Here is a 13,643-nt window from a genome sequence, read left to right on the forward strand (position 1 = left end):
AGAATTTTAATTAATTGGCCTTTCGCAGCAATGGATCCCTTCCCTGCCGCCACTGACCGCTTTTTCAGTCAGCGACTTCAGATCGAGATCGAGATAATTCAGGGTTCGTATCAGCATCGGCAGATTGAGCCCTGAAACCACATTCACTCGCCCGCTATCAGCAAGGCTGTAAGCAATATTACTCGGTGTGGAGCCATACATGTCGGTAAACACCAACACACCATCACCTTGATCCAGATTCTCCACCATACGGTGTGCCTCTGTTTTGATCTGATCAGGATTACACTCGGTACTCACAGTTAAGGTTTCGATCGGCAACGAACTATCCAGAAACATCTTTTTGGCAGTCTCCATCAACGCATCACCGATGCGACTGTGAGTGACCAACAGCAAGCCAATCGTCATGATAATTCACGATGACGGCTCATTACCTGCAGTCCTGCCGCTTTAAAGTGCTTGGCCAGACACTCCACTACATAGACTGAACGGTGCTGACCGCCGGTACAACCAATTGCAATCGTCAGATAGCTACGCCCATCCGCTTCAAACGTCGGTATCCAGCGTGACAGAAAATCGATCAGATCCGAAACCATCTGTTTGGTCTCTTCCTGCTCATGCAGAAAATCCGCCACCGGTTTGTCCATTCCGGTGAAGCTGCGCAGCTCCGTCTGCCAATAGGGGTTGGGCAGGCAACGCACATCAAACAGGTAGTCCACATCTCTGGGCAGACCATGCTTGAAACCGAATGACTCAAAAAGAATCGATACCTGACCGCTTGCACCGCCAATCCGATTGCGCACCAGGTCCCGAAGCTCATGCACATTGGTGTGGGTGGTATCGATTCTCAGATCCGCGGTCAAATTCAATGGCTGCAAAAGATCCCGCTCATGCTGGATCGCTTCACTGAGTGAGCGCTGCTGATTGGTCAGTGGATGCTTGCGCCGGGTTTCACTAAAGCGCTTGATCAATGTATCCAGCTGGGCATCCAGGAACAGCATGTTGCAGTCGAGACCGCGTTGCCGAATACGCTTCACCACCTCCGGCAGATTGGAAATCTGACCGGGCTGACTCCTTGCATCGATACCGACAGCGGTTTTCTTGAAAGTCTCCTCTGGCTCATCGTTCAGATAATCGGAGACGGAACCCAAGAGTGAGACCGGCAGATTATCGATACAGTAGTAACCCAGATCTTCAAGGGTATGCAAAGCGATGGTCTTTCCTGACCCGGAAAGTCCGGTGACAATCTGCAGTTTTATCTCATTTGCCATCTCGCTCAGGCCCCAAGACTAATCTTGATCGATGTGATTTTGTTGACGTTCGATAAAATCCTGGGTCGCATTGTACCCATCCATCTTCAGCAGATGCTGCCTGACAGCAGTCTCTACCAGGATCGCCAGATTTCTGCCTGCCGCAACCGGCAGACTCGTCTGGGGAACATCAACACCCAATAAGGTCCGATGTGAGTGGCACCCCTCCAGGCGATCCATGTTATCGAGTTTTTTATCGTCAAAGTAGAGGAGATCTATGATCAAGTGTAACTGTTTATTCGGCTTTATCGCACTATTACCGAAAATGGCCCTGACATTAATCAGACCCAGCCCACGAACTTCGAGAAAATCCTGCAACACCTTCGGGCAGCGCCCGCTCAGAGTATTTGTGCCGGTTTTATAGAACTCGGTTGCATCATCCGCAACCAGTCGATGTCCCCGTGAGATCAATGCCAGAGCAAGCTCACTTTTACCGATTGCCGGATCGCCGCTCAACAACACACCCTTACCCAGCACTTCCATATAGACCCCATGCAACAGCAGGGTCTCACCCACAGGCAGGCTGAATTTCTCCAGCAGTCTATGGATGACGTGGTTATCTCCTTTGGGGGTAAACATCAAAGCCGTATGGCTGTTTTTAGCCGACTCCAGGCAGGCCGGCTTGGGTTGCAGGCCATCGGTGAAGATCAGTGCAAGCGGAGAAGAGTCGAACAGGGTTTTCAGGGACTCCAGGTAACCCGTATCGCCACCATACAGCAGATGTTGCTGTTCCGGAGGACCAACCACCTGTATCTGATTTGGACGTATCAGGTTAAGCGGACCTACGGGTTGTTGTCCGTCGAGTGACTCACTGTCGAGAAGAATTTTTTCTTCACCACCCTCACCATCCCAGCTGAGCTCAAGTTCGCTGGCAAATTCGTCGAAAAGATCGCGAATGGTGTAGTTGGATGGCATTAATCTGATGCGGTTACGGTTTCTCGCTGCTTGATCAACTGAAACAGTTGCTGCGTTGTTTCCGCCTCACGCAGAGCGGCACAAAAAGGGGGATCATCGAACATTCTGGCCAACTTCGCCAGGAGCTGCAGATGTTCATCTGTGGCCTGTTCCGGTACCAGCATGGCGAACGCCAGATCGACCGGCTGACTGTCTATGGCGTCGAAATCAACGCCGTTGGGCATCTGAATGAATGCCGCGGTGGCCTTTGTGACCTGGGACATACGCGCATGGGGTAGCGCAATGCCTTTGCCCAGTCCGGTGCTGCCCAGCCGCTCCCTCTCAAGCAATGCATCGAACACTATATCCTGTGACAGCCCAGGAGCAGCATCGGCCAATCTCTGACCAAGCTGCTCAAGGGCGCGTTTTTTACTGGCTGCCTCCACACCGCAGCCGAGACGTTCCTCAAGCAGAAATCCGTCGGGAAACATGGAGACCTCGCCAGTTCAATCTATCGAAAATTACTCAACCGCATACTTCGCACCACTACCGGCGCGATGACTCTGCATCTTTTCCTTGTGTTTTAGCACCTGCCTGTCCAACTTGTCAGTCAAGCCATCAATGGCGGCATACATGTCTTCCTGCACTGAATCAGCGAATACGCTGGCACCGTTCACTTGCATGGTGGCTTCCGCCTTTTGCCTCAGCTTCTCAACGCTCAAGATGACATGCACATTGATAACATTATCAAAATGCCGCTCAAGACGTTCGAATTTATTATCTACATAGCTTTTCAAGGCATCGGTTACTTCCACATGATGACCGGTAACGCTTATTTGCATAATTATCTCCTGTCTTAGATGAGTTGGCTCATCACTCTGACCGACTCGTTGAATCGATTCCCGAAATCATCGATCAGGCTGACCATGAAGCCGGATTCGGCTTTTACCACAACCCCTGTTTTCATAGACATCCTACCTGACAGATCGATTCACCTACATCAGTCGTTTACGCTCATTCGATGGCGGTATGCTCATCGATTCACGATACTTTGCCACCGTTCGGCGGGCCACTTTGATGCCCTGCTCCGATAGGATGGCGGCGATCTTGTTGTCACTGAGCGGTTTGCTTGTATTCTCAGCGGCAATCAATTTTTTAATCAGTGCACGAATCGCAGTGGAGGAGCACTCTCCCCCGGCACTGGTATTGACGTGGCTGGAGAAGAAATACTTGAACTCCAACGTGCCACGCGGGGTATGCATATATTTCTGGGTCGTCACCCGGGAAATGGTCGATTCATGCATCTCCAGCGCCTCGGCAATATCCCTTAAAACCAGCGGCTTCATAGCCTCCTCGCCATGTTCAAAAAAGCCCCGCTGATATTCAACAATCTTACTCGCTACGCGCAGAATAGTCTCATTACGGCTCATCAGGCTTTTAATGAACCAGCGTGCCTCCTGCAGATGATTCTTCAGAAAAGTATTGTCGTCGCTCTGATCCGCCCGCCGGATCAGTCTGGCGTAATCATTGTTGACCCGAAGTTTGGGGGTAACCTCGCCATTCAGCTCCACAACCCAGCGGTTGTTACGCTTGCTGACGAAGACATCCGGAATCACATATTCAGGCTCACTGTTTGCAATGGCCGTGCCCGGATGGGGATTCAGGGTTCTGATCAGGCGCATCATGGCGGCGAGCTCCTGCTGATCCACCTTCATGCGACGTATGATCTGATTCTGATCCTGGGCGGAGAGCAGATTGAAGTGATCCCGGCAGAGTTTTATCGCCTGATCCCGATAGGGGGTCTCTTCCGCCAATTGACGCAGCTGAATCAGCAGGCAGTCCTGGGCGCCCTGGGCTCCGACACCCGGTGGATCGAATGCCTGAATCCGGTGCAGCACCGCCTCGATATCCTCCAGAGTCGCTTCCTCATCATTCAGCGAACTCAGAATCTCCTGCAGATCGCCTTTGAAGTAACCGTCCTCATCGATACTGTCGATCAGGGTGGTGGCTATCAGGATATCCTGTTCGGTAAAAGGGGTCAGGGTCATCTGCCAGACCAGATGGTCATGCAGGGTTACAGTGCCGCTACGCTGTACCAGATAGTCATGGTCTGCGGCATCACCGCCGCTGCTGGCCGGTGGCAGGTAACTGTCGTAGACATCGGTCCATTCACTGTCCACCGGCAGATCCTCAGTCAGCTGACTGCTGTCGGTCTTAATCTCCCGCTCGTTATTGATATCATTCGACCCCTCGACTTCCTTGCTCTCGCGGGTCTGCTCGCCACTCTCCTGAGCATCCCCCTCCTTTTGCAGTTGAGTGCTGAACTCCTCTTCGCCCTCGAGCATCGGGTTGGTCTCAAGCACCTCCTGAACCTCCTGGCTCAGATCGAGCGCAGAGAGCTGCAACAGGCGGATTGCCTGCTGCAATTGAGGTGTCATGGTGAGATGTTGTCCGAGTCGGAGCTGTAGAGCCTGCTTCATAGCAGAGATATCTTTGAACCTGGTATGTTATTTGTATGTCTTTATTCTCATTTTAGCTAAAAATAGCCGTCTACGGAAAGATTCTTCTTCACTGAGTCGATTCTCCTGGATTCACTTTGCACTCCAGTATATTCCACGCTCATTGACACCACCTTCGGCTTACCTGCCGCCCCCTGTTTAATCCATTAAAAAACAGCGCTATAGACTCACATCGTAAAATTCTCACCCAGGTAGACACTGCGTACCTCCTGGTTATCGAGAATCTCCTCAGTGGTTCCCTCCGCCAGCACTTTACCACTGTTGATAATGTAGGCCCGGTCGCATATATCCAGTGTCTCCCTAACATTATGATCGGTTATCAGGATCCCAATCTTTAGCGATTTCAGGTGCTGGATGATCTTTTTTATATCGATCACGGCAATCGGATCGACCCCGGCAAAGGGCTCATCAAGCAAAACGAAGGCCGGCTCCATTGAGAGGGCCCGGGCGATCTCCAGCCGGCGTCGCTCGCCACCGGAGAGACTCATCGCCATGCTATCGCGCAGATGCTCGATACCGAACTCCGTCAGCAACTGGTCACATCGGGCCTTTCGGGCCTGGCTATCCAGCTCTTTGCGATGCTCCAGTATTGCCAGAATGTTCTGCGCCACCGTCAATCGTCTGAAGATGGAGGGTTCCTGGGCCAAGTAACCGATACCCAGACGGGCTCGTTTGTGCATCGACTGGTCGGTCAGCTCCTCACCATCCAGATAGATCCGCCCCTGATCCGCCTGCACCAGGCCGACAATCATATAGAAGCTGGTGGTCTTGCCGGCACCGTTGGGGCCCAACAACCCCACCACTTCCCCGCTGTTGAGGTTCAGCGAGACACCATCCACCACTTTGCGCTTGTAGTACTGCTTCTGCAGATCGACAGCCTGCAACTGACTCACGGTTCAGTTTTCCCGGTCTGGGGCTCAATCACCACCTGCACCCGCTGTTTACCCTGGACACTGCTGCCAGCCCTGACCTGTGCATTGGCCCGGTTATAGACGATGCGGTCATTGCGGAAGCTGTTCCCCCCCTGCTCGAGCAGGGCATCGTCGATCAGTAACATCTCATTCCGCTTGAGATGGATCTCAATTCGCATTGCCTGACCATGAACCTCAACACCATCGACCTCAGGCAACTGACTGAATCTTGTCGGTTGCCCCTCACTGACAATCTTTTCAGTTTTACCGGCTGATCGGTGAACCCAGAGACGATCCGCCCACAACTTCATACTGCCCTGGACGATCGTCACATTGCCTTCATAGAGACTGACACCGGTGGACTCGTTGATGGAGAGACTGTCCGCTTCAAGCGACATCGGTTGATTACGGTCATTCTCGAGCCCCCAGGCCGATATCGTAACCGCCATCAGCAGACCACAGATCAAACCCCTGCCCTTATTCAAATTCATAGTGCCCTCGTACCTGACCAAGGAGCTTTAAGCGTGACGGTTCATCAAACCAGATCCGCATGCCGATCGCCGACAGCCAATCCACACCACTGTTGATTCTGACTGCCTCAACGGTCTCGGCATAGGACTTCTCTGCATGGATTGTCAGGTCCTCGGTCTCTATCCGGTAAGGCGCAAAGTCAGCTACCCCTTCACGTTCGATCACCACTTGGCCCGGAAGAAAGAGCGTCTCCTGACGGTGGTCGGCCAGCCCGTTTTCACCCCGCATTCGCCATCCAGGCTCATTGGACCTGAATCGCTGCACCACCGGCTTAAAGAGCTCGGTGATACCGCGCTTTTCATAATGGGTCATTCTGGGGGTCTGCAGAGTCTGTAACAACTGCCCATCGTCATCATACTGTTTTACCAGCAGGTTGACGGCATAGGTATCCGGGGTATCCCTAGCCAGCTCGGGCCTCTTGATCTCCGGCTGTCTCAACTCGTTCACCCACCAGGCCACACTCATTACCAGTGCAAACATCAACAAAAGACCGAGCAGGCGCCTGTTCAAAGATAGTGTTCCAGGCTTGACTGCAAGGTATCCTGAGCCTGCATGATCATTTCACATACATCTCTGGCGGCACCCCGCCCGCCACCATGGGGGGTCTGCCAGTGGGCATGCTGCACCACAAACGGATGGGCATCCTGCACAGCGATGGCCAATCCCACCCGACGCATGATCGGCAAATCCACCACATCATCGCCCACATAGGCGATCTGTTCATTCGACAACCCAAGTTTCTCTTTCAACTCTTCATAGGCAGGCAGTTTATCCAGCTTGCCCTGATAGACATACTGAATACCCAGACTCTCCATACGCAATCTCACCACTTCAGAAGTGCGGCCGGTGATAATGCCGATCACCACACCGGTGTTCTGCAACATTTTCATGCCATGCCCATCTCTGGAATGGAAGGCTTTATACTCCTGACCATCGTCACCCAGAAAAAGTCCACCATCGGTGAGTACACCGTCAACATCAAAGATCACCAGTTTGACCGCTCTGGCCTTCTCATGAATATCCTGCATTTTGCCCCCCTAAGTGTTTCATTTTTATTCTGTGGCGTTGTCGATAATCCCGGCGGCTGAAAGCAAGCCATTCGGTCGCCAGATGAATCTCACTACATAACGCCAGCTCTCAGCAGGTCATGCATATTGAACGCACCAACCAGGCGTCGTCCCCCATCCACAACCAGCAGGCCGTTGATTTTATTCTCTTCCATCATCTGCAATGCCTCAGCCGCCAGCATCTCTGGTGGAACCTGTTTACAATTCTTAGTCATGACCTCTGCGACGCGCATATTGTGGATATCGATCGGCTGATTCAGGGTGCGTCGTAGATCCCCGTCGGTATAGACACCAACCAACTGCCCCTGCTGATCGACTACCGCGGTCATCCCAAGACCTTTCACGGACATCACCTCCAAGGCCTCGTGGAGGCTGGCTTCCTGGCTCACGACCGGCAGCGCCTCTCCGCTATGCATGATGTCACCCACATGCAGTAACAGACGCCGACCCAGCGAGCCGCCAGGGTGGGAAAGGGCAAAATCCTTGGCCGTGAACCCCCTGGCCTGCAACAGCGCAACCGCCAGTGCATCCCCCATCACCAGCGCAGCCGTGGTACTGGAAGTGGGCGCCAAGCCCAGAGGGCAGGCCTCCTTATCGACACTCACATCGATATGCACTTCCGACTCTTTGGCCAGGGTGGAGTGGGCTTTGCCGGTCATGGCAATCAGCGGCACACCGAGCCGCTTGAGTAGTGGCAGGATCACCAGCAGTTCACCGGTCTCCCCGGAATTCGACAGGGCGAGTACCACATCGTCCGGAGTGATCATGCCCAGATCCCCGTGACTGGCTTCCCCGGGGTGGACAAAAAAAGCAGGACTGCCGGTACTCGCCAGGGTGGCCGCCAACTTGTTGCCGATGTGTCCGGATTTCCCCATGCCAATCACCACAATCCGTCCACGGCAATGGAGCAGATAATGGCAGGCCTGCGCGAATCCAGCCCCCAGCCGGGGAATCAGTGCCGAAACAGCTGCAGCTTCCGTCTCAATGACAGCCTGACCCAGCTCAATCATCTGGGCCATCTCTTGTTCGGTGGGCATCGGGGATCTTTTCATCGGAACAGTATGTACGGTTTGATTTGACATCTCAAAGTGGCACCACCACAGAGTAGAACAGCCAGGACTGGTAGCCGATGAAACAGAGCAGCAACCCCAATCCCTCAATTCGATTGATCCGCCCCGGTTTACCAAAACCGTAGCCCATCAGGAAAAGGAACAGGGTCAGACCGAACATCACCGGCAGATCCCGCGTCAGCACGAAGGGGGAGAAGGTGCCAGGCGCCACCAGGCCGGGAATACTCAGAACCGCCAACATATTATATAGGTTTGAACCGATCACATTGCCGATCGCGATATCATCCTCACCCTTCGTCGCACTGGTGATACTGGCGGCGAGCTCCGGCAGGCTGGTGCCGATTGCCACGATCGTCAGGCCGATCACCACATCACTGACACCAAGAGCCACAGCCACATGGGTCGCCCCCCAGACCAGCACTCTGGAGCTGATCAGCAAAAGAACCAACCCGCCAAGCAAAAGCATCAGCGCTTTTTGGGTCGGTACATCATGGGGGATCTCCGCATCATACTCGCCGGCAATCGGGTCAGCCTCACCGGTTTTGGCGGTATAGATCATCCAGCCGAACACCCCGACCAGTAAGACAAGCAGAATCCCGCCATCCAGCTGACCCAGCTCCCCATCCAACATCAGCAGAATGCAGATCACCGTCACCCCAAGCAGAATCGGATACTCCCGTTTCAGCACACTGGAGTGAACAGAGAGGGGTATCACCAGGGCGGTTACCCCGAGAATCAGGCCGATATTGGCGATATTCGAACCGACCGCATTACCGATCGCCAACCCTGGATTGCCGTTCATGGCCGCCATCACGGAAACCAGCACTTCCGGGGCTGAGGTACCGAAGCCGACTACGGTAAGGCCAATCAGCATGGGAGAGACACCCAGATTGTCAGCCAACGCCGCAGCACCGCTGATAAACCGGTCTGCGCTCCAAACCAAAACAACCAGACCCAATAGAATAGAAAGACTGTACAGCAACATGACCTAGGGCCTTACCTCACCTATCGATAGGCTTGCTCCGGAAACGGCGCCGCACTGGGTTACTCGTCGTTCTCTTGGAATCACCAAACCTCTCTCCTCGCGCTTCGATTGGCGCTCTATTTCTAACACAACGGGGCCAACTGGAATGGTGATAACGGACCCTGGTGCTTTTAATCCGTAAACCAAACAGCTTTATCGGCATTTACCCACAGACCGATAGCGAGCCGACGCGATCCCGATCGCGTCAACAAGAAAATAATCAAAGGGTTGAGATGATAGCAGAAAGCCAATACAAGATGCTTGACAATTATATCGGTATATTAGATAATTCAAACATACTGATACATTATGTTTCAGTTATCCTCCTTTGGTGGTATATTCATTCAGCGCAACAACCTCTGTTGCGCTTTTTTTTTTGCCTGACGGCAAACTGACCACCACGGGTGTCCAGGATCGTCAATTAGTCCTTGTGCCAACCCATAGGATCAGGTATTATCCGCCGTCTTTTTCGAAGCACAATAGTTCTCCATTGGAGCGACATCGGATGACTACTTTAAGCGCAAAGCCGGCTGAAGTCCGCCGCAATTGGTACCTTGTGGATGCAACAGACAAGACCCTGGGTCGTCTGTCCACCGAGATTGCACGACGTCTGCGCGGCAAGCACAAACCGGAATATACACCTCACGTGGATACCGGCGATTACATCGTCGTGGTCAACGCAGAGAAGATTCGGGTTACCGGCAATAAAATGACCGACAAGATGTACCACCACCACACGGGTTATGTCGGCAACATGAAATCCATCAGCCTGGACAAACTGCTGCAGAAAGCACCTGAACGTGCGATCGAGCATGCAGTCAAAGGCATGATGCCGAAAAACCCACTGGGGCGCGCCATGTTCAAGAAGCTGCGCGTCTTCGCCGGTACTGAGCACAGCCATCAGGCACAGCAACCTCAGCCCCTGGATATCTAAAGCAAGAGTTTAAGACCATGGCAGACACCCATATCACAACCGGACGCCGTAAGAGTTCCACTGCACGGGTCTTTCTGACCACCGGCAGCGGCAACATCACCGTCAACAACCGTCCGCTCGACGAATACTTCGGCCGCGAAACCGCCCGCATGGTGGTACGTCAACCGCTGGAGTCCACCGAGACCCTCGACAAGGTTGACATCAAAGTCACTGTCAGAGGTGGTGGCACCACCGGTCAGGCCGGCGCCATCCGTCACGGTATCTCCCGTGCACTGGACGCCTATGACGAGTCACTGCATGGCGTGCTGCGCAAGTCAGGCTTCCTGACCCGCGATGCCCGTGCGGTAGAACGTAAGAAAGTCGGTCTGCACAAAGCCCGTAAGCGTCCTCAATTCTCCAAACGTTAAGTCTGGTCTGTGTTGCGGACGATTTCGTCCTGCACCAGATCTGCAACTGGGGATTCGTCTAATGGCAGGACAACGGACTCTGACTCCGTATGTGGAGGTTCGAATCCTCCATCCCCAGCCAACATATATTAAAGCCCGCCACTGTGTGGGCTTTTTTATTGCTGGCTAAAACCCGCCAGGATGGAGGATTTGAACCGATCAGAGGTTCGACGACCGAGCACAGCGAGGGCGATCAGCTTCAGCTGACCCCGAAGGGGCGAGGCCTGAAAGGCCGAGTAATCCTCCATCCCCAGCCAATGCTAAGAAAAGCCCACCATCGTGTGGGCTTTTTTAGTGCTTGCTAAAAACCACCCCGGATGGAGGATTTGAACCGATCAGAGATTCGACGACCGAGCAACGCGAGGGCGATCAGCTTCAGCTGACCCCGAAGGGACAAGGCCTTGAAGGCAGAACAAGGAATTCAGCTCCGATTTTCAGCCTCATAGGCCACGACTGGTGGATGATAGATGATCTGTACGACCACACCATCCGGGTCGTAACAGTAGAAGCTTCTCGCTCCGTCCCGGTGGGTGCGCGGCTCATTTCGCATTCTGACCCCATGAGCGTTGAGAAACTCAAACCACTCATCGACCGCTTCCGGGGTAGCCAGAAAGAAACCGATATGATCAAGGCGTTGGGCCACCTCATCGAACTGCTCTGCAGCGGTCTTGTGGAGTGCAAGATTGTCCGGACCCGAGCTGAGATAGAGATTCTCCGGATCCGGACGCCACTCGATCCCCATCCCCAGCAGCTGCACATAGAAATGCTCACTGCTCGCCATATCCCTGACATTCAACGCCACATGGCGCATCCCCATATGACTCTCCGGTCTCTTCATGACAACACCTCACTCAGAGCCTGATCCCACGGCTGCTGACCCAAAGCCCGTTTCACCACCAGCGGCAAAGCAACAGCCCCATGGGCCAGCAACTGCTCATGCAGCGCTTTAATCGAGGCCCCGGGGTTCTGTTGCAGGTAGTGTTTGGAGAGGCGCTCGAGCAGATCGGCACCGAGCAGCGCCATGAAGGCATCCGTCGGTCTTCTGGAGATGGCGGTCAGGCTGACTTCAGCCCAGCAGGGAATGTCCGAGAGAGGCTTCAGGCGCTCCAGGGCCTGCCGACTGTTGATCTCGCCGATATGGAACTCCAGGTCGATACAGGCCTGCTCAGCCAGCGCCAGTCGCCTCTGATTGAGCAGAATACGATCCTGTTCGTCGAAATAGCCCCGGGTCTCCAGCACACGACTCATGTAGTGAGCCCAGCCCCGCTTGAAGGCCGCAGAGGGGTTGATCTGACGCACCAGGCTGTGCGCCGAGATACCGCCGGCCCAGGCCAGATAGTGACGACCGGCCCAGCTGCTGTAGAGATTCCTCATCCTTATTGCAGCGCGGCTCTCACCGCCTCCGACCTGCTGATCGTGAGGAATCAGGAACACCCCACCCTCCTGAGTCCGCAGATAACTGCCGCAATCCGGCTGGCGAAAACAGCTGTCGGTGATGCGAAACTCCAGCGCCTGCTCAGAGTCGGGCAGTAGCTGATGCTGCCGCAGGAAATCCCTCAGAATCTGTGCCTCTTCCTGATAGGCCTGGATACGTTCGTTACCACTGAGACGCTCACTATCGGAGGCCTTCAAGTCGACAACATCCAGTCCCTGCTGCTGTAACGATTCGTAGGTCTGTTGCAGACGTGATCTGGCGATTGTCAGCGCCTGATCGACCTGGAGCTCGACCTGGTCCCGGTTGTGCAAAAACCAGCTCAGCAGCTCCGGACCGCAATCAGCCGTACCGGAAGCCACCGGTATCAGGTTTTTGATCAGACACTGCTGGTAGTCCTCAACGGCTTCTGCCGCCTGGCTGGCCAGTGACTGCAACCGACCCTGGTCGGCACAGCACTCTCGTGTCTGCGGCAGATCCCGACCAAGCCGTTTCAGCCAGGGCACCCCCTTTTCGGCGGTTTCCAGGGCATCGGCCAGCCACAGGGTAGAGACCACACCGGGCAGCTCAGACAACCTTCCCCGGGCATCCCGCAGATAGTTGGGTGTCAGCTCCAGTACCCCCATCATCGCCTCACAAAGCCGCTCCGGCTGACGAACCACCAGCTCCTGCAGCTGGTTAAGCGGCAGATATTTCGCCGGATCACGATAGCGCCAGTCCTGTTCCAGCAACATCCGGTGCTCCACCAGGGCGGCCCCACGAATCAACTGCAGATCGAGCTGACGATCCGCATCCAGTTGCTCAAAATCGAGGTTATCCAGGCTCACCAGAAGGTTGCTGATCAGGTTCGCCAGGGCTCCGTTGTCATCATCGCCATCCGCAGTCAGTTTACCTTCGTAGCCCGAAACCGAGGCGTAGACAGCCGCCAATGGGTGGAAGCGGAACCAGGCACGATAGTAGTCGGCAACCAACTCATCGAAGTCATTGGCGGCACTACTCATCACGTATCTCGTAGTCGTGGGTAATCTTCGCGGTCGCACCAAGCATGATCGAGGCGGAGCAGTATTTATCCGCACTCAAGGAGATGGCTCTGGAGACATGCTTTTCACTGAGTTCCCGTCCGCTGACGATAAAATGGGCATGAATTTCGGTAAATACCTTAGGGTCAGTCTCAGAACGCTTGGCCTCCAGTTCCACCACGCAGCGGGTGACCTGCTGGCGCGACTTCCTCAATATGGAGAGCACATCGAACTCGGTGCAGCCTCCCATACCGAGCAGCAGCATCTCCATCGGCCTGACCCCCAGGTTCCTGCCCCCATGATCCGGTGGACCATCCATAATTATTGCATGGCCACTACCGGCCTCCCCCATCATGGTGGCTGCCTCCACCCATACGACCCGTGCTTTCATTCATTACTCCAAAGTTGGTATTTATGCCTATTTATACAGAACTTCAAACTGGGGCTAAGGTCACAGCCATACAGGCCGTAAACAAGTTAAACCGCCCT

Annotated in this window: 17 protein-coding genes, 1 tRNA gene and 1 other RNA gene; 4 read left to right on the forward strand and 15 right to left on the reverse strand. The window is 54.3% G+C overall.

What is annotated here, in order from left to right; translation table 11 throughout:
• Positions 1 to 6: 6 nt before the first annotated feature.
• The 12 genes from AC4IE8_RS14350 to AC4IE8_RS14405 all read right to left on the reverse strand — a co-directional run bounded on the left by AC4IE8_RS14350 (position 7) and on the right by AC4IE8_RS14405 (position 9,284).
• Positions 7 to 405, reverse strand: coding sequence for a PTS sugar transporter subunit IIA (locus AC4IE8_RS14350; RefSeq protein WP_068989174.1), 399 nt, complete (start codon positions 403 to 405; stop codon positions 7 to 9).
• Entirely contained in the window at positions 402 to 1,268 is an 867-nt protein-coding gene (rapZ, locus tag AC4IE8_RS14355) for an RNase adapter RapZ (RefSeq protein ID WP_083225985.1), read from the reverse strand. The genes AC4IE8_RS14350 and rapZ overlap by 4 nt, the downstream gene beginning before the upstream one ends.
• Before the next feature lie 18 nt (positions 1,269 to 1,286).
• Positions 1,287 to 2,222 carry an HPr(Ser) kinase/phosphatase gene (hprK, locus tag AC4IE8_RS14360; RefSeq protein WP_490791308.1) on the reverse strand — a complete coding sequence of 312 codons (936 nt, stop codon included), beginning with the start codon at positions 2,220 to 2,222 and terminating at the stop codon, positions 1,287 to 1,289.
• Positions 2,222 to 2,692: a PTS IIA-like nitrogen regulatory protein PtsN gene (gene ptsN / locus AC4IE8_RS14365; protein ID WP_490791309.1), complete on the reverse strand. Its 471-nt coding sequence runs from the start codon at positions 2,690 to 2,692 to the stop codon at positions 2,222 to 2,224. The genes hprK and ptsN overlap by 1 nt, the downstream gene beginning before the upstream one ends.
• A 30-nt stretch (positions 2,693 to 2,722) precedes the next feature.
• A complete protein-coding gene (gene hpf / locus AC4IE8_RS14370; protein WP_068989159.1) occupies positions 2,723 to 3,043 on the reverse strand; it encodes a ribosome hibernation-promoting factor, HPF/YfiA family in 321 nt (106 codons plus the stop codon).
• Between the two features lie 153 nt (positions 3,044 to 3,196).
• On the reverse strand, positions 3,197 to 4,681 hold the full coding sequence (locus AC4IE8_RS14375; RefSeq protein WP_490791310.1) for an RNA polymerase factor sigma-54: 1,485 nt from the start codon (positions 4,679 to 4,681) through the stop codon (positions 3,197 to 3,199).
• 206 nt (positions 4,682 to 4,887) lie between these two features.
• Positions 4,888 to 5,613 carry an LPS export ABC transporter ATP-binding protein gene (gene lptB, locus AC4IE8_RS14380; protein WP_068989149.1) on the reverse strand — a complete coding sequence of 242 codons (726 nt, stop codon included), beginning with the start codon at positions 5,611 to 5,613 and terminating at the stop codon, positions 4,888 to 4,890.
• A complete protein-coding gene (gene lptA / locus AC4IE8_RS14385; protein ID WP_490791311.1) occupies positions 5,610 to 6,122 on the reverse strand; it encodes a lipopolysaccharide transport periplasmic protein LptA in 513 nt (170 codons plus the stop codon). Before lptA ends, lptB begins: the two co-directional genes overlap by 4 nt.
• Positions 6,109 to 6,672: an LPS export ABC transporter periplasmic protein LptC gene (gene lptC / locus AC4IE8_RS14390; protein WP_490791312.1), complete on the reverse strand. Its 564-nt coding sequence runs from the start codon at positions 6,670 to 6,672 to the stop codon at positions 6,109 to 6,111. The genes lptA and lptC overlap by 14 nt, the downstream gene beginning before the upstream one ends.
• Positions 6,669 to 7,190, reverse strand: coding sequence for a 3-deoxy-manno-octulosonate-8-phosphatase KdsC (gene kdsC, locus AC4IE8_RS14395; RefSeq protein ID WP_068989142.1), 522 nt, complete (start codon positions 7,188 to 7,190; stop codon positions 6,669 to 6,671). Before kdsC ends, lptC begins: the two co-directional genes overlap by 4 nt.
• A 92-nt stretch (positions 7,191 to 7,282) precedes the next feature.
• Positions 7,283 to 8,266 (reverse strand): KpsF/GutQ family sugar-phosphate isomerase, encoded by a 984-nt coding sequence (locus AC4IE8_RS14400; RefSeq protein WP_068991543.1) that lies wholly within the window; start codon positions 8,264 to 8,266, stop codon positions 7,283 to 7,285.
• Positions 8,267 to 8,312: 46 nt separating this feature from the next.
• The gene (locus tag AC4IE8_RS14405; RefSeq protein ID WP_068989135.1) at positions 8,313 to 9,284 is read right to left on the reverse strand and encodes a calcium/sodium antiporter; all 972 of its coding nucleotides are present in this window, start codon (positions 9,282 to 9,284) and stop codon (positions 8,313 to 8,315) included.
• 544 nt (positions 9,285 to 9,828) lie between these two features.
• Between AC4IE8_RS14405 and rplM the strand changes: the two genes are divergently transcribed.
• The 4 genes from rplM to AC4IE8_RS14425 all read left to right on the forward strand — a co-directional run bounded on the left by rplM (position 9,829) and on the right by AC4IE8_RS14425 (position 10,960).
• Positions 9,829 to 10,257 (forward strand): 50S ribosomal protein L13, encoded by a 429-nt coding sequence (gene rplM / locus AC4IE8_RS14410; protein ID WP_490791313.1) that lies wholly within the window; start codon positions 9,829 to 9,831, stop codon positions 10,255 to 10,257.
• A 17-nt stretch (positions 10,258 to 10,274) separates the two neighbouring features.
• The gene (gene rpsI / locus AC4IE8_RS14415) at positions 10,275 to 10,664 is read left to right on the forward strand and encodes a 30S ribosomal protein S9 (RefSeq protein ID WP_068989128.1); all 390 of its coding nucleotides are present in this window, start codon (positions 10,275 to 10,277) and stop codon (positions 10,662 to 10,664) included.
• 47 nt (positions 10,665 to 10,711) lie between these two features.
• Positions 10,712 to 10,785 (forward strand) — tRNA-Gln (locus tag AC4IE8_RS14420).
• A gap of 45 nt (positions 10,786 to 10,830) precedes the next feature.
• A non-coding RNA gene (locus AC4IE8_RS14425) (RtT sRNA) lies at positions 10,831 to 10,960 on the forward strand.
• A gap of 164 nt (positions 10,961 to 11,124) precedes the next feature.
• Here the strand turns inward: AC4IE8_RS14425 and AC4IE8_RS14430 are convergent.
• From AC4IE8_RS14430 to AC4IE8_RS14440, 3 genes are read right to left on the reverse strand one after another with little or no spacing between them, the layout of a single operon-like run.
• Complete coding sequence (locus AC4IE8_RS14430) at positions 11,125 to 11,541, reverse strand: VOC family protein (RefSeq protein ID WP_068989125.1); 417 nt, start codon at positions 11,539 to 11,541, stop codon at positions 11,125 to 11,127.
• The gene (locus AC4IE8_RS14435; protein ID WP_490791314.1) at positions 11,538 to 13,136 is read right to left on the reverse strand and encodes a DUF885 family protein; all 1,599 of its coding nucleotides are present in this window, start codon (positions 13,134 to 13,136) and stop codon (positions 11,538 to 11,540) included. Before AC4IE8_RS14435 ends, AC4IE8_RS14430 begins: the two co-directional genes overlap by 4 nt.
• A complete protein-coding gene (locus AC4IE8_RS14440; RefSeq protein ID WP_068989121.1) occupies positions 13,129 to 13,545 on the reverse strand; it encodes an OsmC family protein in 417 nt (138 codons plus the stop codon). Before AC4IE8_RS14440 ends, AC4IE8_RS14435 begins: the two co-directional genes overlap by 8 nt.
• Between the last annotated feature and the right edge of the window lie 98 nt (positions 13,546 to 13,643).

The sequence above is a fragment of the Candidatus Thiodiazotropha sp. AKAK2 genome, from assembly GCF_058244685.1.